Origin of the sequence: Streptomyces sp. R21 (assembly GCF_041051975.1) — a bacterium.
In the GTDB taxonomy this organism is placed as follows: domain Bacteria; phylum Actinomycetota; class Actinomycetes; order Streptomycetales; family Streptomycetaceae; genus Streptomyces.
The window spans coordinates 6,149,583-6,175,881 of record NZ_CP163435.1; the positions used below are offsets into that span (position 1 = coordinate 6,149,583).

The window sequence follows — 26,299 nt, forward strand, 5'->3', positions numbered from 1 at the left end:
GGTCAAGGGGTGCGGTCGCTGGTCTGTCATGGCGTGACGCCGTGACACCGTGGGCGAGTTGCGTACGTGAAGGTTGAAGCCAGGTCGTCCGGTGGGGAGTTGGAGCGGTGAGCAAGCGGCAGGTGCAGAAGATGCTGCAGTTGATGGCGGCGGGGGAGCCGGTTGAGCTCACCACCCCCATGTCCTCCGTGAAGAAGCTGGCCCAGCTCGCCTTCGTCGCCCAGCAGTTCGGGTACGAGTACGCGGACGCGCGACAGGGCGGGCGCAACGGGCAGGTGAAGATGTTCGTCGTGCCCGATCCCAGCCCGCAGGCCCGCTCGCGCGCCGCGCAGAACTGGGCGCAGTTCCCGCAGGCCGGGGACGGGGTCTCGTTGCCGCCCGTTATTCCGGACGCGCTGGAACTGCTCAAGGCCCGCATCAACTTCGACCTGACCGGCAAGAACGCCGAGAAGCGGATGGGGTACGGCGCTGTCGGCATCAGCGTCGGGTCCGCGATCCTGGCCTACCGGCTCGGCGGGGAGTCCGCCGACTTCGTCGTGGCCGGCATCTTCTGGGCGGTGATGATGGTCGTCCTCGGGATCTCGTTCATCGTCACGCGGAGGCGCAACGCCAAGTTCGCGGCACGGTTGCGGGCCGCCGGCTTCACACCCGTGACGGAGGCGGACGGCCGGGTGCGGTATCTGCCGCCGGGGGCACACCAACCCCACCAGCAGTACGTCTCCGGTCCGTACGGGCAGCAGCAGCCGACGTACGCTCCCGACCCCTACGGGCAGCAGCAGCCGACGTATGCCCCCGGCCCCTACGCACAGCAGCAGCCCCAGGCCCCCGGCCCGTACGGCCAGCAGGCCCCCGCACAGGCCCCCGGCCCGTACCCGCAGGCCCCCGGCCCCTACCCGCAGCCGTACGCCCCCGGCCCCTACGGCCGGCCCCCTCAGCAGTAACCCGCGCTCACCCCACCCCTCGTCCTCACCGGAGCCCCCCGCCCCGAGTGAGAGCAACGTTCCCTTCCAGTCACTCACAGGCACAGGCCGGAAACGCGCCCTCCCTACCTTCGGTTTCAGTCACTCGTCGTAAGACACCGAGCACCGGAGAACCGTGGAGGCGTCATGACAGCCCCGAGCACAGCCCCCGCACCGAGCAGGGGAGGCCGCTGGATCGAGCACTGGGATCCGGAGAACGAGGCGTTCTGGCAGGAGAAGGGGGAGAAGGTCGCCAAGCGCAATCTCCTCTTCTCCGTACTCTCCGAGCACATCGGGTTCTCGATCTGGACCCTGTGGTCCGTGCTGGTGCTCTTCATGGGGCCCGAGTACGGGCTCACCCCGGCCGACAAGTTCATGCTGACCTCGATGGTCACGCTGGTCGGCGCCGTCGTCCGCGTCCCGTACACCTTCGCCGTCGCGATCTTCGGCGGGCGGAACTGGACGATCGTCTCGGCGAGCCTCCTGCTCATCCCCACCATCGCCGCGTTCACGGTGATGAAGCCGGGGACGTCGTTCAACACCTTCCTGCTGATCGGGCTGCTGGCCGGCATCGGCGGGGGCAACTTCGCCTCCTCCATGACCAACATCAACGCCTTCTTCCCGCTCAGGAAGAAGGGGTGGGCCCTCGGGCTCAACGCCGGCGGCGGCAACATCGGCGTACCGGTCATCCAGCTCGTCGCGCTCGCCATCATCGGGGCCAGTGGCGGCCCGCGCGTGCTGCTGGGGATCTACATCCCGCTCATCGTCGTCGCCGCCGTCCTCGCCGCCGTCTTCATGGACAACATCGCGAACGTGAAGAACGACACCGGCGCCGCCAAGGACGCCGCGAAGGACGCGCACACCTGGATCATGTCCTTCCTGTACGTCGGCACGTTCGGGTCGTTCATCGGCTACAGCTTCGCCTTCGGCCAGGTGCTGACCAACCAGTTCGGGCGTACGCCGCTCCAGGCCGCCTATCTCACCTTCATCGGTCCGCTGCTCGGCTCACTGATCCGGCCCGTGGGCGGCTGGCTCGCCGACCGCTACGGCGGCGCGAAGATCACGCTGTACAACTTCGTCGGGATGGCGGTGGCCACCGGCGGCCTCGTCCTCGCCTCGATGCAGAAGTCGCTGCCGTTCTTCGTCTCCGTGTTCGTCGTGCTGTTCGTGCTCAGCGGGCTCGGCAACGGCTCGACGTACAAGATGATCCCCGGCATCTTCCAGACCAAGGCCGTCGCCAAGGGGCTGGTGGGCGAAGAGGCCGCGGCCTACGGGCGACGGCTCTCGGGTGCCTCCATGGGACTCATCGGAGCGGTGGGCGCGCTCGGCGGCGTCGGCATCAACCTCGCCTTCCGGCAGTCCTTCCTCTCCTACGGCTCCGGCACCGGCGCCTTCGTCACCTTCCTCGCCTTCTACGCGCTGTGCTTCGCGGTCACCTGGGCCGTATACCTTCGCCGTCCGGCAGGAGCCGAGTCCCCGGCCGCGTCCGCTTCGGAAGCGAAGCCGCAGCTCAGCTACGCCGAGGTGTGACGTAACACCGACGACATGAAGCGGAACCGAGCCTGTCACGGAGCGTTGACAGGCTCGGTTCCGCACGCAGGTGCACGGCCGTGCGGGAGCGGCCGCCACGTACGACTCGACTAGCGCGAGACGAGAGCCATGTACGACGAACAACAGCGACCGGACCACAGCCCGGGCCCCGGTCCGAGCCACGGCCCCCTCGCCGGATTCACCGTCGGCGTCACGGCAGCCCGGCGCGCCGACGAGCTCGGGGCGCTGCTCCAGCGGCGCGGCGCCTCCGTCCTGCACGCGCCCGCCCTGCGGATCGTGCCCCTCTCCGACGACAGCGAACTGCTCGCCGCCACCAAGGAACTCATCGACCAGGCGCCGGACGTCGTGGTGGCCACCACCGCCATCGGCTTCCGGGGCTGGGTCGAGGCCGCCGACGGCTGGGGGCTCGGCGAGAACCTGCTGGACCGGCTGCGCGGCGTCGAGCTGCTGGCCCGCGGCCCCAAGGTCAAGGGTGCGATCCGGGCCGCCGGGCTCACCGAGGAGTGGTCGCCCTCCTCCGAGTCCATGGCCGAGGTGCTCGACCGGCTGCTCGACGAGGGCGTCGAGGGGCGCCGGGTCGCCATCCAGCTGCACGGCGAGCCGCTGCCCGGCTTCGTGGAGTCGCTGCGCGCCGCCGGAGCGGAGGTCGTCGGGGTGCCGGTGTACCGGTGGCTGCCGCCCGAGGACCTCGGGCCCGTCGACCGGCTTCTGGAGGCTGCCGTCACCCGCGGCCTGGACGCGCTCACCTTCACCAGCGCGCCCGCCGCCGCGTCCCTGCTCTCCCGCGCCGAGGAGCGCGGTCTGCTGCCCGAACTGCTCGCCGCCCTCCACCACGACGTGCTGCCCGCCTGCGTCGGCCCGGTCACCGCGCTGCCGCTCCAGGCCCACGGCGTGGACACCGTCTCGCCCGAGCGCTTCCGGCTCGGACCGCTCGTCCAGCTGCTGTGCCAGGAACTCCCGGGCCGCGCCCGTACGCTGCCGATCGCCGGCCACCGCGTGGAGATCCGCGGCCACGCCGTGCTGGTCGACGGGGAGCTGCGGCCCGTGCCGCCCGCCGGGATGTCCCTGCTGCGGGCCCTGTCGCGGCAGCCCGGCTGGGTCGTCGCCCGCGCCGAGCTGCTGCGGGCGCTGCCCGGAGCCGGGAAGGACGAGCACGCCGTCGAGACGGCGATGGCCCGGCTGCGTACGGCCCTCGGTGCGCCCAAGCTCATCCAGACGGTCGTCAAGCGCGGCTACCGGCTCGCCCTCGACCCGGCGTCCGACTCCAAGTACGGCGACGCCTGACGCCTGCCGAACCGTCCGCGCAGAACGAGCGCCCGGGCGAGGCACGCCAGCGCGAGGGTCGACAGCAGTGCCCGTACGACGTTCCACGCGACCCACGGGTCCTCGAAGTGCTCGCGCACGGCGGCCGGATCGGCGATCCTCGCCGGGTCGCCGGCGTTCGCGAGGTCGTTGTTGAGCGGGATGTTCACGGCCGTCGTGACGAGGAACACGAGCGCGTACGCCGCCAGCGCGGCCCACACCCATCGGCGGTACGGGGAGCCGCGCAACTGCCAGGCGGAGACCGCCGTGAGGAGCAGCGCGCCCATGAAGCTCAGGAAGAACACCGGGTTCTGGATCACGTCGTTGATGTTCTGCATGACCTCGATGTAGACGCGGTCGTCGCTGCGGGCCAGCGACGGCATGATGGCGCAGGCGAAGATGTAGAAGACCCCGGCGATCAGGCCCATGGTGACGGTGGCCGCGCCCAGGACGGCCGTGGCGGTCGTACGGCGGCCTTCGCGGTTGTCTGTGCTGCTGTTCGTCGTGTTGTTCGTCGTCTCTGTCATGACGATCAGTCAACCGGTGCCGCTCCGCCCGTGACATGGCCCGGACGCGCGGCCGCATAAGCGGACGTCCAGGGCGGTGCCCGGGGCGGTCGCCGGGGCAGCGTCGGAGGCGAGCGTCCGGGGCGGGTGCGACACCTGCCCGGTGCCGGGTCTTCCGGCCACGCGTGCAGCCGGGCACTGTAGCGGGTACGGGACTTCCAGAGCTTCCCCAGGAACCTTTCTTCTCGGCTCACCGATCACTTCACCGATCAACTCACCGATCACGTCCCGATCGCTTCACCGACCCCTCATGGCGGTAACCCCAAGGCGGTGACAGGCACATGGCATTGGGCACGGCCACGGCCTCGTACGACATGCGGTTCGACTCCGGGCGGATCTGCCTGGACCTCGTGGCGACCACCCATCCCGAGGAACGGCTCGACTCCGCCGCGCGACTGCGGAACTGGATCACCGGATCGGGACTCGTGCCACCGGGGACACCGCTCACGGCGGTCGACACGGCCTGGCTCGCCTCCTTCCGCGAACTGCGCGGACACGTGGCGCAGTTGGTGCGCGGGGAACTGGACGGCCGGCCCGCCGACGCGGCGCTGGCCCGCGTCAACGCCGTGGCGCTGGGCACCCCGCCCGCCCCCTGGGCCGTACGCGCCGACGACGGCTCGCTGCGGCGCCGGCTGCACGCGCCGCCCGGCTGCCCCGAGTTGCTCTCGGTCGTGGCCCGTGACGCCGTGGACCTCCTCACCGACCCGGTGGCGGGCGCCAGCCTGCGCCAGTGCGAGGGGGACAACTGCCCGATCGTCTATCTGGACACCTCACGCGGGCGCCGGCGGCGCTGGTGCTCCAGCGAGGTGTGCGGAAACCGGGAGCGGGTCGCCCGGCACCGACGCCGGGCGGCTCTCGCCCGCGCGTGAGCCGCCGTACGCCGACCACGGCCGGCCGCGCTGGCGGCACCCGTGATCAGCCCCCATGATCAGCTCTAGGTGATCTTCCGATCACATGCCGCGACAAGTGCACCCTCTTCCCATCCCGCCCAAGAAATATGTGCGCACACTTTGAACACACCCGCGCCTACGCACGTACCCGGATATGAGCGACCGACTGGGGGAACCCCCGGACACCGGAGGTAGGCGTGCGCAAGGATTCCGCCGTGGCTGATGAACGCAGGCCAAGGGCCCGACATCGCATGTCCCAGCAACCCTCGTCCACCGAACCGGACGAGGAGCTGATGCGCGCGTTGTATCGGGAGCACGCGGGTCCCCTCCTCGCCTATGTCCTCAGGCTGGTCGCCGGTGACCGGCAGCGTGCCGAGGACGTGGTGCAGGAGACGCTCATCCGTGCCTGGAAGAACGCCGGTCAGCTCAATCGAGCGACCGGTTCGGTACGCCCCTGGCTGGTGACGGTCGCCCGGCGCATCGTCATCGACGGCCACCGCAGCCGGCAGGCCCGGCCGCAGGAGGTGGACCCGTCACCGCTGGAGGTGATCCCCGCGGAGGACGAGATCGACAAGGCGTTGTGGCTGATGACTCTGTCGGACGCGCTGGACGACCTGACCCCTGCTCACAGGGAAGTTCTGGTCGAAACGTACTTCAAAGGACGTACCGTGAATGAGGCTGCCGAGACCCTGGGTATACCCAGTGGCACGGTGCGTTCACGGGTTTTCTACGCCCTTCGGTCCATGAAGCTGGCTCTGGAGGAGCGGGGGGTGACGGCATGAACACGTACGGGGGATACGGAACGGGTGGTCCAGGATCCATGCAGGGATCACAGGCGCAACAGGGGCCCGGTGACATCCATGAGACGGTCGGCGCCTACGCGCTCGGCATTCTCGATGACGCCGAAGCAACCGCTTTCGAGGCACACCTCGCCACCTGTGAGTGGTGCGCCCAGCAGCTCGACGAGCTCGCCGGGATGGAACCGATGCTGGCCGCCCTCGCGGACCTCCCGGCCGCCCAGGGCACCCCGGCCATCGGCGAGTCCCTGGCCGCGCGGCCGAGTCCGCAGCTCGCCGAGCGGCTCGTCGACGAGGTCTCCGAACGGCGCGCCCAGAAGCGCCGGCGCGGAATGTACCTGGTGGCGGCCGCGGCCGCGCTGATCATCGGCGGCCCGCTCACCGTGATGGCGGTGAACGGCGGCGACAGCAGCTCCACGATGCCGCCGCAGGCGCACGCCACCAGCCCGGCCAAGGCCGCGTTCGAGGTCATGACCGACAAGGTGTCCGCCACGGACAAGAGCACCGGCGTCTCCGCCGTGGTCGCCGTGGAGAAGAAGGACTGGGGCACCCATGCCGTTCTGCAGCTGAAGAACGTCAAGGGCCCCGAGAAGTGCTCCCTGATCGCCGTGGGCAAGAACGGCGAGCGCGAGACGGTGACCTCGTGGGCGGTCCCGAACTGGGGCTACGGCATCGCGAACGCCAAGTCCGAGGAGGCGAAGCTGCCGCTGTACGTGCACGGCGGCGCGGCCTTCTCACCCAACCAGATCGACCATTTCGAGGTCATGACGTTCGGCGGCAAGCGCCTCGTCGAGGTCGAGGCGAAGGCCTAGTACCAGGGCAGGCGCCGGGCAAGCACCAGGCAAGCACGAGGGAACAGGGCAACCGCCCCGGGTCGGAGATCCAGCGACCCGGGGCGGACGCGTAGCCTGCAGGGCCCCCTTTCGCGTACGGTTGACGGCTGCCATGCACGTCAGAAGGGGGCCCGGTGGCCGCTCAGGTTCAGCAGGAAACCGCGGTCGGCCCGGTCGGTGAGTCCTCAGCTCAGGACTCCGTACGAAAGTCCGCCCAGGACTCGGTACGTGACCGGGAGATCAGTGTCGAACAGGAACACCTGGACCGGGTGTACCGGCGTCTCGAGGAGAAGATCCACGAGGCGGAGTTCCTCATGAACGACGCCGCCAAGCGCGGTCAGGTCGGTACGCCCGGAGCACTCGCCGAACGGGACGCCCAGGTGTTCCGGGCGGGCATCCACCTCAACCGCCTCAACAACGAGTTCGAGGACTTCCTCTTCGGCCGGATCGACCTGCTCCTGGGCAGGGACGGCAAGAAGGGCCCGGACGGGGCGTACACGGCGGTGGAGCCGGCCGAGGGCGTGGTGCGCCCCGACAACACGGCGGACGTCGCGGAGACGCTCCACATCGGCCGTATCGGCGTCCTCGACTCGGAGTACGCCCCGCTGGTCATCGACTGGCGGGCGCCCGCGGCGGCGCCCTTCTACCGCTCGACCCCGGTCGACCCGGGCCGTGTGGTGCGCCGCCGCGTCATCCGCTCCAAGGGGCGCAAGGTCCTCGGCGTCGAGGACGACCTGATGCGTCCGGAGCTGAAAGCTTCCCTCGACGGACACGAGCTCGCTGTCGTCGGCGACGGCGCCCTGATGGCCGCCCTCGGCCAGGCCCGCAGCCACACCATGCGGGACATCGTGGCGTCCATCCAGGCGGAACAGGACCTGGTGATCCGGGCGCCCGCCGCGTCCGTGACCTACGTGGAGGGCGGCCCGGGCACCGGCAAGACGGCGGTCGCCCTGCACCGCGCCGCGTACCTCCTCTACCAGGACCGCCGCCGGTACGCGGGCGGCATCCTCATCGTCTCGCCCACGCCCCTGCTGGTGGCGTACACCGAGGGCGTCCTGCCGTCCCTCGGCGAGGAGGGCCAGGTCGCCATCCGCGCCATCGGCTCGCTCGTCGACGGCGCGGAGGCCACGCTGTACGACTCCCCGGCCGTGGCCCGCGCCAAGGGCTCGTACCGGATGCTGAAGGTGCTGCGGAAGGCGGCGCGGGGAGCACTGGAGGCGCCCGCTCCCGTACGGCGGCAACAGCAGCTCGCATTCGGTGAGGACGAGGGCGAGGGCGGCGAGCGACAGGCCCCCGCCGGCACTCCTTCCCGCCTCCGGGTCGTCGCCTTCGGCCGCCGTCTGGAGCTGGAGGCTCCCGAACTGGACCGCATCCGGAACAACGCGCTCAGCGGGACCGCCCCGGTCAACCTGCTGCGCCCGCGCGCCCGCAAGCTGCTGCTCGACGCGCTCTGGTCGCAGTCCGGCGCGGGCACCCGGCACAGCGACCCCGAGCTGGCCGCCGAGCTGCGCTCGTCCTTCGACGAGGACGTCATGTCCGAGGACAGCTTCATCGCCTTCCTGGACGCCTGGTGGCCGGAGCTGACCCCGCGCGGCGTACTGGCCGCCATGGCCGACGAACGGCGGCTCGGGCGGTGGGCGCGGCGGATCCTCAACCCCGGCGAGGTACGGCGGGTGGCGCGCGCCCTCAAGCGCGACGGGCTCTCCGTGCACGACGTGGCGATGCTCGACGAGCTGGAGGCCATCCTCGGCAGCCCGGTCCGGCCGAAGAAGAAGCGCGAGTACGACCCGCTCGACCAGCTCACCGGCCTGGAGGAGCTGATGCCCTCGCGCGAGGAGACGCAGCGCGAGCGCGCCGAGCGGCTGGCACAGGAGCGCGTCGAGTACGCGCACGTCATCGTCGACGAGGCGCAGGACGTCACGCCGATGCAGTGGCGGATGGTCGGGCGCCGGGGCCGGCACGCCACCTGGACGGTCGTCGGCGACCCCGCCCAGTCGTCCTGGTCCGACCCGGACGAGGCGGCCGAGGCCCGCGACGAGGCCCTGGGCACCCGCCCGCGCCGTCGTTTCACCCTCACCGTCAACTACCGCAACCCGGCCGAGATCGCCGAGCTGGCCGCCAAGGTCCTGGCGCTCGCCATGCCGGGCTCCGAGTCCCCGTCCGCCGTACGGTCCACCGGGGTCGAGCCGCGCTTCGCCGTCGTACGGGACTCACTGGCCCAGAGCGTGCGCGCCGAGGCCGCCCGGCTGCTGGACCGCGTCGACGGCACGGTGGGCGTCGTCGTGGCCATGAACCGGCGGGAGGAGGCCGCGCGCTGGCTCGCCGGGCTCGGGGACCGGGTGGTGGCGCTGGGCAGCCTGGAGGCGAAGGGACTGGAGTACGACGCCACGGTCGTCGTCTCGCCCGCGGAGATCGCCGACGAGTCGCCCGCGGGGCTGCGCGTCCTGTACGTCGCCCTGACCCGCGCGACGCAGCAGCTCACGGTCGTCTCGGCGGACCGGGACGTGCCGGACGGGAACGGGGTGCCGGACCTGCTGCGGGACTGACCGGGCGGTCGCTGGAATGAACTTCCGGTACGGGAATGGCCTTCAGGGATCTGTTTGTTAGCCTGGGTGTGGCACCGGCTCGATCCAAGCCCCCGGGCCCAACCTTCGTCGCTACGAGCGACCACTTGCCGCGAGGCGAGCATGGCGGGTCGGTGCCACTGAACGACAAGAGGTCCACGTCAGCACATGACGTGGGCCTCTTTGTTGTTCCCTGAACTTCTCGTATGGTGGAACTTGCTTTCCGGAAGTAGCCCTCTCCGTCGCGAACAAAACGTTCGCAATCCAGGGCGGCTACCGCGTACTCCGCGGTAGGTGCGACGATCGGACGGCGTACCCGCGACACGAGCAGTACCCGGTGAAAGCAGAGGAAGTCGGCCATGGCAACGGCGCCCAGCGTCTCCTACTCGATGACGGTCCGGCTGGAGGTGCCCGCGAGCGGAACCGCGGTCTCCCAGCTCACCGGAGCCGTCGAGTCCCACGGAGGCTCGGTGACCGGCCTCGACGTGACCGCCTCCGGCCACGAGAAGCTCCAGATCGACGTCACCATCGCGGCGACCTCCACGGCGCACGCCGACGAGATCGTCGAGCAGCTGCGCGGCATCGAGGGCGTCACGCTCGGCAAGGTCTCCGACCGTACGTTCCTGATGCACCTCGGCGGCAAGATCGAGATGCAGTCCAAGCACCCGATCCGCAACCGTGACGACCTCTCGATGATCTACACCCCGGGCGTGGCCCGCGTGTGCATGGCGATCGCCGAGAACCCCGAGGACGCCCGCCGCCTGACCATCAAGCGCAACTCCGTTGCGGTCGTGACCGACGGATCCGCGGTGCTGGGCCTGGGCAACATCGGCCCGATGGCCGCTCTGCCGGTCATGGAGGGCAAGGCGGCCCTCTTCAAGCGCTTCGCCGGTATCGACGCCTGGCCGATCTGCCTGGACACCCAGGACACCGACGCGATCGTGGAGATCGTGAAGGCCATCGCCCCGGGCTTCGCGGGCATCAACCTGGAGGACATCTCGGCGCCCCGCTGCTTCGAGATCGAGGCCCGGCTGCGCGAGGCGCTCGACATCCCCGTCTTCCACGACGACCAGCACGGCACGGCGATCGTCGTCCTCGCCGCCCTGACGAACGCCCTGCGGGTGGCCGGCAAGGCGATCGGCGACATCCGTGTCGTCATGTCCGGCGCGGGCGCGGCCGGTACGGCCATCCTGAAGCTGCTGATCGCCGCGGGCGTCAAGAACGCGGTCGTCGCCGACATCCACGGCGTCGTGCACGCGGACCGCAAGGACCTCGTCGACGCGGCCCCCGACTCGGCGCTGCGCTGGATCGCCGACAACACCAACCCCGAGGGCCTCACGGGCACGTTGAAGGAGGCCGTGCGCGGCGCGGACGTCTTCATCGGCGTCTCCGCCCCGAACGTCCTGGACGGCGACGACGTGGCCGCCATGGCCGACGGCGCCATCGTGTTCGCGCTCGCGAACCCCGACCCCGAGGTCGACCCGGCAATCGCCCGCCAGACGGCGGCAGTTGTGGCCACCGGCCGCTCGGACTTCCCCAACCAGATCAACAACGTCCTGGTCTTCCCGGGCGTCTTCCGCGGCCTGCTGGACGCCCAGTCCCGCACGGTCAACACGGAGATGATGCTGGCCGCCGCGACCGCCCTCGCGGACGTGGTGACCGAGGACGAGCTGAACGCGAACTACATCATCCCCAGCGTCTTCAACGAGAAGGTCGCGGGAGCGGTCGCCGGGGCCGTGCGCAACGCCGCGAAGGCGGCGGGCGGGACCGAGGCGGGCGGCGCGACCGCCTGATCCGGGCGGACGCGCGGGCTGTGACGGTTGCCACGACCGCGGGGACACGGCGCGTCGCGTGACACTGGGCTCATGGCCGCCCCCTAAGGTGGCGGCCAGGCTCAGGCCTCCTGAAGCCTGCGGTCCGGTGCCGGGAGCGGACGGAGCGTCACCACACTGAGGCAGTGGCGCTTTTCGTGTGACTCCCAAGGGTGTTCGTGTGACTCCCAGGGGTGCCGGATTGGCTTTCCCGCCGCAGGTGGGGGCAGGATGCGTCTTCGGGCGCGAGGGTCTGGCTACGGACCCGGGTCCGGGGACCGACCGAGGACCCTGGCAACATCGGCTTCGCCGCATCGGACATGCGGCTCCGCCGCGTGGCACGCCTCAACGGCAAGAAGAACACGGGAGTAACAACATGAACCGCAGTGAGCTGGTGGCCGCGCTGGCCGACCGTGCCGAGGTGACTCGCAAGGACGCCGACGCCGTTCTGGCTGCCTTCGCCGAGACCGTCGGCGAGATCGTCGCCAAGGGCGACGAGAAGGTCACCATCCCCGGCTTCCTGACCTTCGAGCGCACCCACCGTGCCGCTCGCACCGCGCGCAACCCGCAGACCGGCGACCCGATCCAGATCCCGGCCGGCTACAGCGTGAAGGTCTCCGCGGGCAGCAAGCTCAAGGAAGCCGCCAAGGGCAAGTAGCCCCTCCGTGTGCCACGGGACGGTGCACGAGACGCAGTAACGCCAATGGGGCGGCACCCGGTCTTCCGGGTGCCGCCCCATCGTCGTATCGGTTGCCAACGGCCTCAGACGCCGGCCGGGCTGAGACTCAGCCCAGCGCCTTGCCCGGCAGCTCCACCTTCGCGCCCAGCTCGACCAGCTTCTCCATGAAGTTCTCGTAGCCGCGGTTGATCAGGTCGATGCCGTGCACGCGCGAGGTGCCCTGGGCCGCGAGGGCCGCGATGAGGTACGAGAAGCCGCCGCGGAGGTCCGGGATGACCAGGTCGGCGCCCTGGAGCTTCGTCGGGCCGGACACGACCGCGGAGTGCAGGAAGTTGCGCTGGCCGAAGCGGCAGTTCGAGCCGCCGAGGCACTCGCGGTAGAGCTGGATGTGTGCGCCCATCTGGTTGAGCGCGGAGGTGAAGCCCAGGCGGGACTCGTAGACCGTCTCGTGGATGATCGAGAGGCCGGTGGCCTGGGTGAGGGCGACGACCAGCGGCTGCTGCCAGTCGGTCTGGAAACCGGGGTGGACGTCCGTCTCCAGCGCGATCGACTTGAGCTGGCCGCCCGGGTGCCAGAAGCGGATGCCCTCGTCGTCGATCGCGAAGGCGCCGCCGACCTTCCGGTAGGTGTTCAGGAACGTCATCATCGAGCGCTGCTGGGCGCCGCGGACGTAGATGTTTCCTTCGGTCGCCAGCGCCGCGGAAGCCCACGAGGCGGCCTCCAGGCGGTCCGGGAGGGCCGCGTGGTTGTAGCCGCCGAGGGAGTCGACACCGGTGATGCGGATGGTGCGGTCGGTGTCCATCGCGATGATCGCGCCCATTTTCTGCAGGACGCAGATCAGGTCCTCGATCTCCGGCTCCACCGCGGCGTTGGCGAGCTCGGTGACGCCCTCCGCGAGGACGGCCGTCAGCAGCACCTGCTCGGTGGCGCCCACGGACGGGTACGGCAGCTTGATCTTCGTGCCGCGCAGCCGCTGCGGAGCCTCCAGGTACTGCCCGTCCGCCCGCTTCTCGATCGTCGCGCCGAACTGCCGCAGCACCTCGAAGTGGAAGTCGATGGGCCGGCCGCCGATGTCGCAGCCGCCGAGGCCCGGGATGAACGCGTGGCCGAGGCGGTGCAGCAGCGGACCGCAGAGGAGGATCGGGATACGGGACGAACCCGCGTGCGCGTCGATGTCCGCGACGTTCGCGCTCTCCACGTGCGACGGGTCGAGTACCAGCTCGCCCGGCTCCTCGCCCGGACGGACCGTCACACCGTGCAGTTGCAGCAGCCCGCGTACGACGCGGACGTCGCGGATGTCGGGAACATTGCGCAGCCGGCTCGGCTCGCTGCCAAGCAGCGCGGCGACCATGGCCTTTGGCACGAGGTTCTTCGCACCGCGGACACGGATCTCGCCCTCGAGCGGGGTTCCGCCGTGGACAAGCAGGACGTCATCTGAGCCGTTGACGGTCATGTATCTCGCGTTCCGATGAGTTGGGCAGGTGTGGTGTCGGCCGTCCAGTGGTGCGGGAGCCGAAGAGCAAGGGTAATGGCCGCCCACCCCCCTTCTGTAAGCCCAGGGACGGCCCAGCTACGTCATAGCTTTGCCACAACACGAACCGTTCGTAATCGGGCACACGGGGTCACCGGCCGTGCCGCGCGCCACTTCCGCTCCTTTACGCCCTGAGCTGCGTTCACGCCGGTACCGGTATTGGCTCCCCGCGCGCGGGGAAGATGCGGGATCATGTCTGGCATGACCGAGGTGTCCTCGCTCACAGGGCGGCTGCTCGTGGCCACGCCCGCCCTGGCGGACCCGAACTTCGACCGCGCGGTGGTGCTGCTCCTCGACCACGACGAGGAGGGCTCGCTCGGTGTCGTCCTCAACCGGCCGACCCCGGTGGACGTGGGCGACATCCTGGAGGCCTGGGCGGACCTGGCCGGCGAACCCGGTGTGGTCTTCCAGGGCGGCCCGGTCTCCCTCGACTCGGCGCTCGGCGTCGCGGTCATCCCCGGCGGCGCCTCCGGGGAGAAGGCCCCGCTCGGCTGGCGCCGTGTGCACGGCGCGATCGGCCTCGTCGACCTGGAGGCCCCGCCCGAGCTGCTCGCCTCCGCCCTGGGCTCGCTGCGGATCTTCGCCGGCTACTCGGGCTGGGGCCCGGGCCAGCTGGAGGACGAGCTGACCGAGGGCGCCTGGTACGTCGTCGAGTCCGAGCCCGGAGACGTCTCCTCGCCGTCCCCGGAGCGCCTCTGGCGCGAGGTCCTGCGCCGCCAGCGCAACGAGCTGGCGATGGTGGCCACGTACCCGGACGACCCTTCGCTCAACTGACCACTGTGATGACCTCTGTGAGCTTCAGTACTCTTGCAGTCATGAGCACTCTTGAGCCTGAGACCCAGCCCCAGCGAGGTACTGGGACGGGGACCCTCGTAGAGCCGACGCCGCAGACGTCGCACGGCGACGGTGACCACGAGCGCTTCGCCCACTATGTCCAGAAGGACAAGATCATGGCGAGCGCCCTCGACGGCACGCCCGTCGTGGCCCTCTGCGGCAAGGTGTGGGTCCCGGGCCGCGACCCGAAAAAGTACCCCGTGTGTCCCATGTGCAAGGAGATCTACGAGTCCATGGGCGCCGGCGGTGACAAGGACAAGGACGGCAAGGGCGGCAAGGGCAAGTAGCCGCTCCGGCCGGCGGTCGGGCCACCGGACCAACTGATCCGTACGAGGCCCCCGGGCGCGTTTTGGTGCGCCCCGGGGGCCTTTGTGCTGTCCCGGCGTTGCACGTGGTGCGTCGGCTGGTCACAGAGTGGTTGAGACCTCTTGTGGGCATGTTCATGTACTCCATAGCCTCCGGTGTGTTGTGCAGAGCAAAACCGTCATTGCGCATGTTGCAACGGACCCCCACCGGAGGACGCTCGATGAAGCTCTCTGCCCGAACGGCCGCCGCTGCCGCGGCCCTCGCCCTCGCGGGCCTCACCGCCACCGCCTGCGCCCCCCAGGCCTCCGACAACTCCGCCTCCGGCAAGGACGAGAAGACCGGCACCCTCCGGGTCTGGCTCTTCCAGGAGGTCAACAACAAGCCGAAGGAGCAGGTCGTCGACAAGGCGGTCGCCGCCTTCAGGAAGTCCCACAAGGGCACCGAGGTCAGCATCGAGTACATCCCCGTGGAGACCCGCGCCCAGCGCATCAAGGCCGCCTTCAACGACCCGAAGAGCGCCCCGGACGTCATCGAGTACGGCAACACGGACACCGCCGGGTACGTCCATGACGGCGGACTCGCCGATGTCACCGGCGAGTTCACCGCCTGGAGCGAGGCCAAGGACACCGACCCGACGGCCCGGCAGTCCGTGACGGTCGACGGCAGGATCTACGGCGCCCCCTACTTCGTCGGCGTCCGTGCCCTTTACTACCGCACCGACCTCTTCAAGGAACTCGGGCTCGAAGTCCCGAAGACCCAGGCCGAGTTGATCGACGCGGCGCACCGGATCCGCGCGGCCGAGCCCGACCTGTACGGACTCGCGGTCGGCGGCGCCTACACATACGGCGCCATGCCCTTCGTGTGGGCCGACGGCGGTGAGATCGCGGTCGGCAAGGGCGGCTCGTACGCCTCCGCCATCGACAGCGCGGCCGCCCAGAAGGGCATCAAGGCCTACACCTCGCTCTTCGGCGACGACAACTGTCCCGCCGCCAAGTGCGCGGGCATGGGCGGCAACGACACCGTGACGGCCTTCGCGTCCGGCAAGGCGGGCATGGCCATCGGCGGCGACTTCAGCCATACGGCGATCGAGGCCGGGAAGGTCAAGGGCAAGTACGCGGTCGTACCGCTGCCGGGTCTGAAGGCGGGGGAGATCGCCCCGGCGTTCGCGGGCGGCAACAACATCGGCGTACTGAAGAGCACCACGCACCGCACCCTCGCCGTCGACCTGATGGAGCGGCTGACGTCGAAGAAGACGCAGGCCGAACTCTTCGACGCCATGGGCTTTCTGCCGACGTTCACCGATGTGCGCGACGAGGTCGCCGCGAAGAAGCCCTTCGTCGCGCCGTTTGTGAAGACGCTCGCCTCCGGCACCAAGTTCGTGCCGGCCTCACCCGCCTGGGCCGAGATCGACGCCTCGCTGGTGCTGCCGACGATGTTCCAGGAGGTCGTCAGCGGCAAGAAGGACGTGGCGGCGGCTTCGAAGGACGCGGCGAAGAAGATGAACGACGCCTTCAGCACCGTGGGCTGAGCGGATGACCGCGCACGACACCACCACTCTCGTCGAGCGGTCCGCGGGTACGGTGGCCGACGCCCCCGCCGCTCGCGGACCCCGACGCCGGGGCGGCGGCTGGACACCCTGGCTGTACCTCGCCCCCGCCCTTGTCGTCCTCGGCGGCCTGCTCGTCTATCCCGTCTACCAGCTCGGCCTGATCTCGTTCCTCGAGTACACCCAGGCCCAGGTCAGCGGCGGCGAGCCGACGACCTTCCAGGGCTTCGGCAACTACGCGACCCTCTTCGCGGACGGCCAGTTCTGGCAGGTGCTGCTGGCCACCGTGGTGTTCGCGGCGGCCTGCGTCGTCTCGACGCTCACGGTCGGCTGCGCGCTCGCCGTGCTCCTCACCCGTGTACGGGCCCTGCCGCGCCTCGCGCTGATGCTGGCCGCGCTCGGCGCCTGGGCCACCCCGGCGATCACCGGCTCCACGGTCTGGCTGCTCCTCTTCGACCCCGACTTCGGCCCGGTCAACCGGGTCCTCGGACTCGGCGACCACTCCTGGACGTACGGCCGCTACAGCGCCTTCGCCCTCGTCCTGCTCGAAGTGGTCTGGTGCTCCTTCCCGTTCGTGATGGTGACGGTCTACGCCGGGATCCGCGCCGTACCGGGCGAGGTCCTGGAGGCCGCCGCCCTGGACGGCGCCTCGCAGTGGCGGGTGTGGCGGTCCGTCCTCGCGCCGCTGCTCCGGCCGATCCTGGTCGTCGTCACCATCCAGTCGGTGATCTGGGACTTCAAGGTCTTCACCCAGATCTACGTGATGACGAACGGCGGCGGCATCGCGGGCCAGAACCTCGTGCTGAACGTGTACGCGTACCAGAAGGCGTTCGCCTCCTCGCAGTACAGCCTCGGCTCGGCGATCGGCGTCGTGATGCTCGCGATCCTGCTCGCCGTCACGCTCGTATATCTGCGGTTGCTCAAGCGGCAGGGGGAGGAACTGTGAGCCTCGTCGGAAACGCTCTACGGCGCCCGTGGCGGCTCGCCGCCGAGGTGTCGGCCCTGCTGATCGCGGCGGTCGTCGCGTTCCCCCTCTACTGGATGGTGCTGAGCGCCTTCAAACCGGCCGGGGAGATCGAGTCCACCGAGCCGCGGCCCTGGACGCTCTCGCCCTCCCTGGGTTCCTTCCGGCGCGTCTTCGGACAACAGGAATTCGGCCGGTACTTCCTCAACAGCCTGGTGGTCGCCTGCTCCGTGGTCGTCGTCTCCGCGCTGATCGCCTTTCTCGCGGCGACGGCGGTGACCAGATTCCACTTCCGGTTCCGGACCACTCTGCTGATCATGTTCCTGGTCGCGCAGATGGTGCCGGTGGAGGCGCTGACCATCCCGCTGTTCTTCCTGATGCGCGACTTCGGTCAGCTGAACACGCTGGGCTCGCTGATCCTGCCGCACATCGCTTTTTCGCTGCCGTTCGCGATCTGGATGCTGCGGGGATTCGTGAAGGCGGTTCCGGAAGCGCTGGAGGAGGCCGCCTGCCTCGACGGGGCGAGCCGGGCCCGATTCCTCTGGCAGATTCTTTTCCCGCTCGTCTTCCCGGGGTTGGTGGCCACGAGCGTCTTCTCGTTCATCTCGGCCTGGAACGACTTCCTGTTCGCCAAGTCCTTCATCATCAGCGACACCTCCCAGTCCACCCTGCCGATGGCCCTCCTCGTCTTCTACAAGCCGGACGAGCCCGACTGGGGCGGCGTGATGGCCGCCTCCACGGTCATGACGATTCCGGTGCTCGTGTTCTTCGTACTCGTACAGCGACGGCTGGTCTCCGGACTGGGCGGAGCGGTAAAGGACTGACGTGACTGATGTGTCTGATGTGTCTGACGTGCCTGACGTGCCTGACGTGTCTGACATGACTTCCGGGACGGAGCTGATTCCGGCGCCGCGGACTCTCCTCGGGGGCGAACCCGGCTGCCGGAGCCTGGACAAGGAGACGCGGCTCGACGCCGGGCCCGGCACCGAGGGTGTCGCACGCTGGCTGCGGGCGACGATCGGTGCGGCCACGGGGCTGCCGCTTGCGGACGGCCGCAACACGGGCAACGGCATCGTGCTGGCTGTCGATCCGGACCTGCCGCCCGAGGGCTATCGCCTGGTGATCGACGGCTCCGCGGTGCGCATTCGGGGCGGCAGCGCGGCCGGTGTCTTCTGGGGTGCGCAGACCTTCCGGCAACTGCTGGGCCCCGACGCCTTCCGCCGGGCGGCCCTGCGGCCCGGGCGGGGCTGGGACCTCCCGCAGATCACCGTGGAGGACTCGCCCCGCTTCCCCTGGCGCGGACTCATGCTCGACGTCTCCCGGCATTTCATGCCCAAGGACGGTGTCCTGCGCTACCTGGACCTGATGGCCGCACACAAACTCAACGTCTTCCACTTCCATCTGACGGACGACCAGGGCTGGCGCGTCGAGATCGAGCGATATCCGAAGCTGACCGAGGCCGGGTCCTGGCGGGCGCGCTCGAAATTCGGCCATCGCGCCTCGCCGCTGTGGGAGGAGAAGCCGCACGGTGGCTTCTACACGCAGGACGACATCCGCGAGATCGTCGCGTACGCCGCCGAGCGGCATATCGCCGTCGTCCCCGAGATCGACATCCCGGGCCACTCGCAGGCCGCCATCGCCGCGTATCCGGAACTCGGCAACACCGACGTCATCGACACCACCGCCCTCTCCGTCTGGGACAACTGGGGCGTCTCCGCAAACGTACTCGCCCCCACTGACAACACCCTGCGCTTCTACGAGGGCGTCTTCGAGGAAATCCTCGACCTGTTCCCCTCGGAGTTCATCCATGTCGGCGGCGACGAATGCCTCAAGGACCAGTGGAGGCAGTCGCCCACCGCGCAGGCCCGCATCGAGGAACTCGGGCTCACGGGCGAGGACGGGCTGCAGGCCTGGTTCATCCGGCACTTCGACGACTGGCTCACCGCGCGCGGACGCCGGCTCATCGGCTGGGACGAGATCCTGGAGGGCGGCCTGGCGCCGGGCGCGGCCGTCTCCTCGTGGCGCGGCTACCAGGGCGGCATCACGGCGGCGCAGGCCGGCCACGACGTCGTCATGTGCCCTGAGCAACAGGTCTACCTGGACCACCGTCAGGACGGCGGCGAGGACGAACCGGTGCCCATCGGCTATGTGCGCACCCTGGAGGACGTCTACCGCTTCGAGCCCGTTCCGCCGCAGCTCACGGAGGATCAGAAGCGCCATGTGCTGGGCACTCAGGCCAACCTGTGGACCGAGGTGATGGAGGACCACGCGCGTGTGGACTACCAGGCGTTCCCGCGGCTCGCGGCCTTCGCCGAGGTCGCCTGGAGCGCGCTGCCCGCCCCGCGGGAGAGGGACTTCGCCGACTTCGAGCGGCGGATGACCGCCCACTACGGGCGACTTGACGCCCTGGGTGTCGCCTACCGCCCGCCCGCCGGACCCCTGCCCTGGCAGCGCCGGCCCGGCGTGCTCGGACGGCCGCTCGAGGGGGAGCCCCCGAACGTGTGAGGCGATCGTGGAGAGACGTTCCCCGGGCCGCCCACCCCGGGAGCGTGACTCCACAGGGCCCCCACAGGCTCTCCAGGGCCCCACGGGGACGCACGGGGAACAAGGCGCCCAGGAGTCACCGAAGAGTGCCAATTCCGGCTGACCGGTGATGCCGTACGAAAACGGACCATCTCCCTGGTGACAGGGGCGAATGCCTCCTAGCGGACCCCCGCGTCGAGGGCCGGGGAAGATGTGCCAGAGTTGCCACGTCCGCCCTGTCAGCACGTACCGTACGCGCAACACAGGCGGGACCAGGTGGGGCAGCGGGAAGGGGCAGCCGGTTTGACCACGCACGCACCGCAGGCGGCGCAGGCCGTGACGCTGCCCGGTTCTCTGGACGAGGCGGTCGCGGCCCTGGCCGCCATGCCCGCCGCCGTTCCCGTCGCGGGCGGGACCGACCTCATGGCCGCGGTCAACGCGGGTCAACTCCGGCCCGCGGCCCTCGTCGGCCTCGGCCGGATCAGCGAGATCCGCGGCTGGCAGTACCAGGACGGACACGCGCTGCTCGGCGCGGGTCTCACCCACGCGCGCATGGGCCGTCCCGATTTCGCGGCCCTCATCCCGGCGCTCGCCGCCGCCGCGCGCGCCGCGGGTCCGCCGCAGATCCGCAACGCGGGCACCCTGGGCGGCAACATCGCGTCGGCCGCCCCTACGGGAGACGCGCTGCCCGTACTGGCCGCCCTCGAAGCCACGCTGATCATCGCGGGCCCGGGCGGTGCCCGCCGGGAGATCCCCGTCTCGCATCTGCTCGCCGGCATGGAGATGCTCCGCGGCGGCGAACTCATCGGCTTCGTGCGCGTGCCGCTGCTGCACGCGCCCCAGGTCTTCCTGAAGGCGACCGGACGCACCGGCCCGGGGCGCGCGATCGCCTCCGTGGCGGTCGTCCTCGACCCCGCCCGGCGCGGCGTGCGGTGCGCCGTCGGCGCCATAGCGCCGATGCCGCTGCGGCCGCTGGACGCGGAGGCGTGGGTCGCGCAGCTGATCGACTGGGACAACAACCGGGCCATCGTCCCGGAGGCGCTCACCGCCTTCGGGGAGTACGTCGCCGCGGCCTGCATCCCCGATCCCGTACCGGAGGCGGACGGCTCCGTGCCGCAGCTTCCGCCCGCCGTACTGCACCTGCGGCGCACCGTCGCCGCACTGGCCCGACGAGCACTGGGGAGGGCACTGTCGTGACCGACGACCAGCACGGAGAGGCCACCCCTCAGGGCGGCACCCACGGAGCCTGGGAGCCGCTGCCGCAGGGTGACTACGACGACGGCGCCACCGCCTTCGTCAAGCTCCCCGAGGGCGGCATCGACGCTCTCCTGGCGGACCGGGACAGTCCCCTCGCGGCGCCCGGCCACGGCTATGTGCCCCCGCAGATCACCGTGGCCTCCACGCCGGCCGCCGCGACCGACCCGGGGGCCACCGGCACCTGGGCCGTACCGGCGGAAGCCGTCCAGTGGCCCGACCCGAACGCGACGCCGCCGCAGGAGTCCGACCGGTTCGCGTACCAGCCGGGCGCCACCGGGCAGTGGGACTTCCGCGACGCCGTACGGGACGGTGCCGCGGGCCCCGGGCACGACGTGACCGGGCAGTGGTCGATCCCGGTGGCCGATGGTGATCTTCCGGACGAATCGGGCGAGTTCACCACATCCGCACTGGTCGAGCAGTGGGGCGGGAACCCGCCTCCCACGCTCCCCGGCGGCGCGGCCGCGCCCTGGGCGTCGGAGGCCGTCGGCGAGGCATGGTCCCGCCCGCCGGAGGAACCGGCCGCAGAGGGCCCCGAGGGGCCGTCGGCGGGCGCACAGGCTGACGCGCGGCCCGAGGGCGTCCAGGAGGCCGCCGAGGCCGCTCACGAGGCTCCTGAGGCGGTTGACGAGCCCGAGGCGGACGGTGCCCCGGCCGCGGAGGACCTCGAAGCCCACGACCCCGAAGCCCACGCCTCCGAAGACACCGCCGAACCCCCGCCGCCCCCGCACAACGAGCACCCCCTCGCCTCCTACGTCCTGCGCGTGAACGGCGCCGACCGCCCCGTCACCGACGCCTGGATCGGCGAATCGCTGCTCTACGTACTGCGCGAACGCCTCGGCCTCGCGGGCGCCAAGGACGGCTGCTCGCAGGGCGAGTGCGGGGCCTGCAACGTGCAGGTCGACGGACGGCTCGTGGCCTCCTGCCTCGTCCCCGCCGTCACCGCCGCGAGCAGCGAGGTGCGCACCGTCGAGGGCCTGGCCGCCGACGGGCAGCCCTCGGACGTGCAGCGGGCGCTCGCCAAGTGCGGCGCCGTGCAGTGCGGGTTCTGCGTACCGGGCATGGCGATGACCGTGCACGACCTGCTGGAGGGCAACCCCGCGCCCACCGAGCTGGAGGCCCGCCAGGCGCTGTGCGGCAACCTGTGCCGCTGCTCCGGCTACCGCGGGGTCCTCGACGCCGTGCGGGAGGTCGTCGCCGAGCGCGAGGCGCACGCCGCCGACTCCGCGCACTCCGCACCGGACGCCGACGAGGCACGCATCCCGCACCAGGCGGGCCCGGGCGCCGGCGGAGTCAACCCCGCGGCGGCGCACGACGCGTACGACGGATACGCCCCCCAGGAGCAGCCGTACGGCCAGGACGGAGGCCAGGCGTGACCAACGAAGCCGCGACCGCGACACCCGAGGCACCCGAGACGGGGCCCGAGGCACTGCCGCACGGCCTCGGCACCTCGCTGACGTCCGTGGACGCGCGTGCCAAGACGGAGGGCACCTTCCCGTACGCGGCCGACCTGTGGGCCGAGGGGCTGCTCTGGGCGGCCGTGCTGCGCTCGCCGCACCCCCACGCGCGCATCGTGTCGATCGACACCAGCCACGCGCGCGAGATGCCCGGCGTCCGCGCGGTCGTCACCCACGAGGACGTGCCCGGCGCCGCCCTGCACGGCCGCGGCAGGCCCGATCGCCCGGTCTTCGCCTCCGAGGTCGTACGCCACCACGGTGAGCCCATCGCCGCCGTCGCCGCCGACCACCCCGACACCGCGCGCATGGCCGCGGCCGCCGTCATCGTCGAGTACGAAGTACTCGACCCGGTGACCGACCCCGAGCAGGCCTTCGAGGCGGAGCCGCTGCACCCCGACGGCAACCTGATCCGGCACATCCCGCTGCGCCACGGCGACCCGGACGCGGCCGGCGAGATCGTCGTCGAGGGCCTCTACCGCATCGGCCGCCAGGACCCCGCCCCGATCGGCGCGGAGGCCGGCCTCGCCGTGCCGCGCCCCGACGGCGGCGTCGAGCTCTACATCGCCTCCACCGACCCGCACACCGACCGCGACACGGCCGCCGCCTGCTACGGCCTGGAACCCGAGCGCGTGAAGGTCGTCGTCACCGGAGTGCCCGGCGCCACCGCCGACCGCGAGGACCAGGGCTTCCAGCTCCCGCTCGGCCTGCTCGCGCTGAAGACCGGCTGCCCGGTCAAGCTCACCGCGACCCGCGAGGAGTCCTTCCTCGGCCACGCCCACCGCCACCCCACCCTGCTGCGCTACCGCCATCACGCGGACGCCGAGGGCAAGTTGGTGAAGGTCGAGGCGCAGATCCTGCTCGACGCGGGCGCGTACGCGGACACGTCGTCCGAGTCGCTGGCCGCCGCCGTCTCCTTCGCCTGCGGCCCGTACGTCGTCCCCAACGCCTTCATCGAGGGCTGGGTCGTACGCACCAACAACCCGCCCTCCGGCCATGTGCGCGGCGAGGGCGCCATGCAGGTCTGCGCCGCCTACGAGGCGCAGATGGACAAGCTCGCGAAGAAGCTGGGCGTCGACCCGGCGGAGCTGCGGCTGCGCAACGTGATGGCCACGGGCGATGTGCTGCCCACGGGCCAGACGGTGACGTGCCCGGCCCCGGTTGCCGAACTGCTGCAAGCCGTACGGGATTACCCCCTCCCCGCCCTTCCCAAGGACACCCCCGAGGACGAATGGCTGCTGCCCGGCGGCCCCGAGGGCGCGGGCGAACCCGGCGCCGTACGCCGTGGTGTCGGATACGGCCTCGGCATGGTGCACATGCTCGGCGCCGAGGGCGCGGACGAGGTCTCCACGGCCACGGTGAAGGTCCACGACGGCGTGGCGACCGTCCTGTGCGCGGCGGTCGAGACGGGCCAGGGCTTCACGACGCTGGCCCGGCAGATCGTCCAGGACACGCTCGGCATCGACGAGGTGCACGTGGCACCGGTGGACACCGACCAGCCGCCGGCGGGCGCGAGCTGCCGGGGCCGCCACACATGGGTGTCGGGCGGGGCGGTGGAGCGCGCGGCAAAGATGGTCCGCACGCAGCTTCTCCAGCCCCTGGCACACAAGTTCGGCATGTCCACGGAACTGCTCCAGATCACCGACGGCAAGATCACCTCGTACGACGGTGTGCTCTCCACCACTGTCACCGAGGCGATGGACGGCAAGGAGCTGTGGGCCACCGCGCAGTGCCGCCCGCACCCGACCGAGCCGCTGGACGCGGCCGGGCAGGGCGACGCCTTCGTGGGGCTCGCGTTCTGCGCGATCCGCGCGGTGGTCGACGTCGATATCGAGCTGGGTTCGGTACGGGTCGTGGAGCTGGCGCTCGCCCAGGACGTCGGCCGGATCCTCAATCCCGCGCAGCTGACCGCCCGTATCGAGGCGGGCGTCACCCAGGGCGTCGGCGCGGCCCTGACGGAGAACCTCCGCACCGCCCGCGGCCTGGTCCGTCACCCCGACCTCACCGGATACGCGCTCCCGACCTCCCTCGACGCCCCCGACATCCGCATCGTCAAACTGGTCGAGGAGCGGGACGTCGTCGCCCCGTTCGGCGCGAAGGCGGCCAGCGCGGTGCCGGTCGTCACGTCCCCGGCCGCCGTCGCGGCCGCCGTGCGCGCCGCGACCGGCCGCCCGGTCAACCGCCTCCCGATCCGCCCGCAGGCGGCGGTGGTGACGACCCAGTGAGCACCCCGGACCCGGCCCCCGAGCCGCCGCGCTACGAACCCGGTCCCAGCGTCGGCAAGTTGATGCTGGGGCTGCTGGTGTTCGTGCTGGCCGCGGTGGTGGTCGTCGTGGGTGGCGTGTACTTCGGCTGAGCGTGGCAGGGCTCGGTGTTTCTGGCTGTTTCCTGGTGTTTCCGGCGTTGTCAGTGGTGCGGCGTATGGTTCTGGTCAGTGGGTGAACCGCCGCGGGACGGCGAGGGATTCACCGCGGGGGGAAGCAAGTGCGTTCACATGCGCGGGGGAGCCATGAGCACGACTGACACCGATGTCATCGACGCCACACATGCCACCGATGTCGGCGGCGCGGTCACACTGACCGACGCCGAGATGGATCCGCACATCACGCACGCGGCGACGCGAAGGTGGCTGGCGGATCAGGGGCTGCCGTCCGGCGGCGGGGCGCTGCTGCGGTTCGACGCGGTGCGGGAGGACGGGCTGCGGAGGGTGGCGGACCTGGTCGGCGAGGCGGACAAGCTCGCCGAGGAGCTGCGCGACCACCTGGTCATAGGCGCCCTGCGCACCCTCGACCGAGACCTGGAGTCCCTCGTACTGGACGGCGCGACGGGTGAGGTCACCACCACGTACTTCTACGGCAACCCGGGCCACCTGGACCTCGCGCCGCTGGCCCCCTCCCTGGAGGCGCTGCTGCGGTTCACGGAGGCCACGGAGGAACTGGCGGCAAGCCGAGGGCAGTTCGCCTCCTACGAGGGCCGGTTCGGCCAGAAGGCGGTCGGCGAGGCGTCCCGGGCGCTCTCGGCGGTCTTCGAGGAGCACGCGGGCGACGCCGGCGTCCCGCCGTACTGGAAGATGGCCGCGCTGATCCGCCCCCTCGCCCGGATCGCGGGCCCCGGCGATGGTCTTGTCCTGGACCTGCCCCGGCGGCTGCTGGACGAGGAGTTCGGCGCGGCCGGGATCATGCGCTTCGAGGACGTGGACTTCCCGCCGGCGCTCACGCATGAGCCGACGCGCCGCTTCCTGCGCGAAGTGGGCCTCCCCGAGGACGGCTACATGTTCCAGCTGGACACGGAGGTCCCGCTGCCGACCCTCACCGAGTACTGCACGGACATCCGCTGCGACGACTTCACCACCGACGAACTCCCGCTCGGATCTGACCATTTGATCCGCCTCGGCCACCTGATCGAGGACACCAGCCTGGTGGTCGACGGCGCCACGGGCACAGTCCTCGCCTGGAGCGAACCCGACACCACCCTCCGCCCCCTCAACACCGACATCTCCACCCTGGCCTTCACCCTCTGGCTCCTCCACCGAGAGAAGTCCCTCGACGCGGAACACGACTTGAGCGCCGCGTACGAGCAGTTGGCGGCCACCATGACGGAGACCCTCGCCCAGGTCGACCCGGTCGCCTGCGACCCGACCCCGTTGTCGGCCACGGACGACGGCTGGCGCTATTGGCCGGAGATATTCGAGGACCAGGCGGGCGGGGCGCTGTACGCGTAACCGCCCCCGCCTGCCTGTGGATGCACCTTCCCTTCGGCGGCCTTCAGCTGGGCTGCTCGGCGAGCGGGGCATCCGTTCGGGTGGTTCGCGGTGTGAGGGGGGTGACCAGGGCATGTCTTGATCGTTTCTGTGGTGGTGGCCGGCGTACCGGGTCCGGCGCCGGGCCTGCACCTGTCGCGCGCGGCATCCGCGGTGTGAGCGAGGGCCCCTGGAT

At 70.8% G+C, this 26,299-nt stretch carries 22 protein-coding genes; 20 read left to right on the top strand and 2 right to left on the bottom strand.

All coding sequences use genetic code 11. The features are described 5' to 3' along the window. Positions 1-107: 107 nt before the first annotated feature. The 3 genes from AB5J56_RS27480 (at position 108) to AB5J56_RS27490 (ending at position 3,794) form a co-directional block, all read left to right on the top strand. Positions 108-941 carry a hypothetical protein gene (locus AB5J56_RS27480; RefSeq protein ID WP_369236021.1) on the top strand — a complete coding sequence of 278 codons (834 nt, stop codon included), beginning with the start codon at positions 108-110 and terminating at the stop codon, positions 939-941. A 165-nt stretch (positions 942-1,106) separates the two neighbouring features. Beyond that, positions 1,107-2,489 carry a nitrate/nitrite transporter gene (locus tag AB5J56_RS27485; protein ID WP_369236023.1) on the top strand — a complete coding sequence of 461 codons (1,383 nt, stop codon included), beginning with the start codon at positions 1,107-1,109 and terminating at the stop codon, positions 2,487-2,489. A 129-nt stretch (positions 2,490-2,618) separates the two neighbouring features. After that, the gene (locus AB5J56_RS27490; RefSeq protein WP_369236025.1) at positions 2,619-3,794 is read left to right on the top strand and encodes a uroporphyrinogen-III synthase; all 1,176 of its coding nucleotides are present in this window, start codon (positions 2,619-2,621) and stop codon (positions 3,792-3,794) included. On the opposite strand, the gene AB5J56_RS27495 is transcribed toward AB5J56_RS27490, so the two are convergent. Then, positions 3,743-4,240: a DUF1772 domain-containing protein gene (locus tag AB5J56_RS27495; protein WP_369242823.1), complete on the bottom strand. Its 498-nt coding sequence runs from the start codon at positions 4,238-4,240 to the stop codon at positions 3,743-3,745. The genes AB5J56_RS27490 and AB5J56_RS27495 overlap by 52 nt on opposite strands. Positions 4,241-4,659: 419 nt before the next feature. Here AB5J56_RS27495 and AB5J56_RS27500 point away from each other — a divergent pair, with 419 nt between their 5' ends. The 6 genes from AB5J56_RS27500 to AB5J56_RS27525 all read left to right on the top strand — a co-directional run bounded on the left by AB5J56_RS27500 (position 4,660) and on the right by AB5J56_RS27525 (position 11,931). Next, the gene (locus tag AB5J56_RS27500; RefSeq protein WP_369236027.1) at positions 4,660-5,247 is read left to right on the top strand and encodes an ABATE domain-containing protein; all 588 of its coding nucleotides are present in this window, start codon (positions 4,660-4,662) and stop codon (positions 5,245-5,247) included. 218 nt (positions 5,248-5,465) lie between these two features. Then, a complete protein-coding gene (locus AB5J56_RS27505; RefSeq protein WP_369236029.1) occupies positions 5,466-6,050 on the top strand; it encodes a sigma-70 family RNA polymerase sigma factor in 585 nt (194 codons plus the stop codon). 38 nt (positions 6,051-6,088) lie between these two features. After that, positions 6,089-6,877: a zf-HC2 domain-containing protein gene (locus tag AB5J56_RS27510; protein ID WP_369236031.1), complete on the top strand. Its 789-nt coding sequence runs from the start codon at positions 6,089-6,091 to the stop codon at positions 6,875-6,877. Positions 6,878-7,032: 155 nt separating this feature from the next. Next, complete coding sequence (locus tag AB5J56_RS27515) at positions 7,033-9,444, top strand: UvrD-helicase domain-containing protein (RefSeq protein WP_369236033.1); 2,412 nt, start codon at positions 7,033-7,035, stop codon at positions 9,442-9,444. Positions 9,445-9,821: 377 nt separating this feature from the next. Next, entirely contained in the window at positions 9,822-11,255 is a 1,434-nt protein-coding gene (locus tag AB5J56_RS27520; protein ID WP_369236035.1) for an NAD-dependent malic enzyme, read from the top strand. 394 nt (positions 11,256-11,649) lie between these two features. Beyond that, complete coding sequence (locus AB5J56_RS27525; protein WP_007382399.1) at positions 11,650-11,931, top strand: HU family DNA-binding protein; 282 nt, start codon at positions 11,650-11,652, stop codon at positions 11,929-11,931. Positions 11,932-12,058: 127 nt separating this feature from the next. On the opposite strand, the gene murA is transcribed toward AB5J56_RS27525, so the two are convergent. Further along, positions 12,059-13,405: a UDP-N-acetylglucosamine 1-carboxyvinyltransferase gene (gene murA, locus AB5J56_RS27530; RefSeq protein ID WP_369236037.1), complete on the bottom strand. Its 1,347-nt coding sequence runs from the start codon at positions 13,403-13,405 to the stop codon at positions 12,059-12,061. A gap of 279 nt (positions 13,406-13,684) precedes the next feature. On the opposite strand from murA, the gene AB5J56_RS27535 reads away from it, so the two are divergent. The 11 genes from AB5J56_RS27535 to AB5J56_RS27585 all read left to right on the top strand — a co-directional run bounded on the left by AB5J56_RS27535 (position 13,685) and on the right by AB5J56_RS27585 (position 26,085). Continuing rightward, positions 13,685-14,257, top strand: a complete 573-nt coding sequence (locus AB5J56_RS27535) for a YqgE/AlgH family protein (protein WP_369236039.1) — start codon at positions 13,685-13,687, stop codon at positions 14,255-14,257. A 41-nt stretch (positions 14,258-14,298) separates the two neighbouring features. Continuing rightward, positions 14,299-14,604 carry a DUF3039 domain-containing protein gene (locus AB5J56_RS27540; protein WP_369236041.1) on the top strand — a complete coding sequence of 102 codons (306 nt, stop codon included), beginning with the start codon at positions 14,299-14,301 and terminating at the stop codon, positions 14,602-14,604. Between the two features lie 239 nt (positions 14,605-14,843). Further along, entirely contained in the window at positions 14,844-16,151 is a 1,308-nt protein-coding gene (locus AB5J56_RS27545) for an extracellular solute-binding protein (protein ID WP_369236043.1), read from the top strand. Positions 16,152-16,155: 4 nt separating this feature from the next. After that, entirely contained in the window at positions 16,156-17,115 is a 960-nt protein-coding gene (locus AB5J56_RS27550; protein WP_369236045.1) for a carbohydrate ABC transporter permease, read from the top strand. Further along, on the top strand, positions 17,112-17,957 hold the full coding sequence (locus AB5J56_RS27555) for a carbohydrate ABC transporter permease (protein ID WP_369236047.1): 846 nt from the start codon (positions 17,112-17,114) through the stop codon (positions 17,955-17,957). Before AB5J56_RS27550 ends, AB5J56_RS27555 begins: the two co-directional genes overlap by 4 nt. Before the next feature lie 55 nt (positions 17,958-18,012). Next, entirely contained in the window at positions 18,013-19,638 is a 1,626-nt protein-coding gene (locus AB5J56_RS27560; RefSeq protein WP_369236049.1) for a beta-N-acetylhexosaminidase, read from the top strand. 321 nt (positions 19,639-19,959) lie between these two features. Continuing rightward, entirely contained in the window at positions 19,960-20,853 is an 894-nt protein-coding gene (locus AB5J56_RS27565) for a xanthine dehydrogenase family protein subunit M (RefSeq protein ID WP_369236051.1), read from the top strand. Continuing rightward, on the top strand, positions 20,850-22,286 hold the full coding sequence (locus AB5J56_RS27570) for a 2Fe-2S iron-sulfur cluster-binding protein (RefSeq protein WP_369236053.1): 1,437 nt from the start codon (positions 20,850-20,852) through the stop codon (positions 22,284-22,286). Before AB5J56_RS27565 ends, AB5J56_RS27570 begins: the two co-directional genes overlap by 4 nt. Next, positions 22,283-24,589 carry a xanthine dehydrogenase family protein molybdopterin-binding subunit gene (locus AB5J56_RS27575; protein WP_369236055.1) on the top strand — a complete coding sequence of 769 codons (2,307 nt, stop codon included), beginning with the start codon at positions 22,283-22,285 and terminating at the stop codon, positions 24,587-24,589. The genes AB5J56_RS27570 and AB5J56_RS27575 overlap by 4 nt, the downstream gene beginning before the upstream one ends. Beyond that, a complete protein-coding gene (locus AB5J56_RS27580; RefSeq protein WP_369236057.1) occupies positions 24,586-24,720 on the top strand; it encodes a hypothetical protein in 135 nt (44 codons plus the stop codon). Before AB5J56_RS27575 ends, AB5J56_RS27580 begins: the two co-directional genes overlap by 4 nt. A gap of 153 nt (positions 24,721-24,873) precedes the next feature. Beyond that, complete coding sequence (locus AB5J56_RS27585) at positions 24,874-26,085, top strand: SUKH-4 family immunity protein (RefSeq protein WP_369236059.1); 1,212 nt, start codon at positions 24,874-24,876, stop codon at positions 26,083-26,085. Positions 26,086-26,299 lie beyond the last annotated feature (214 nt).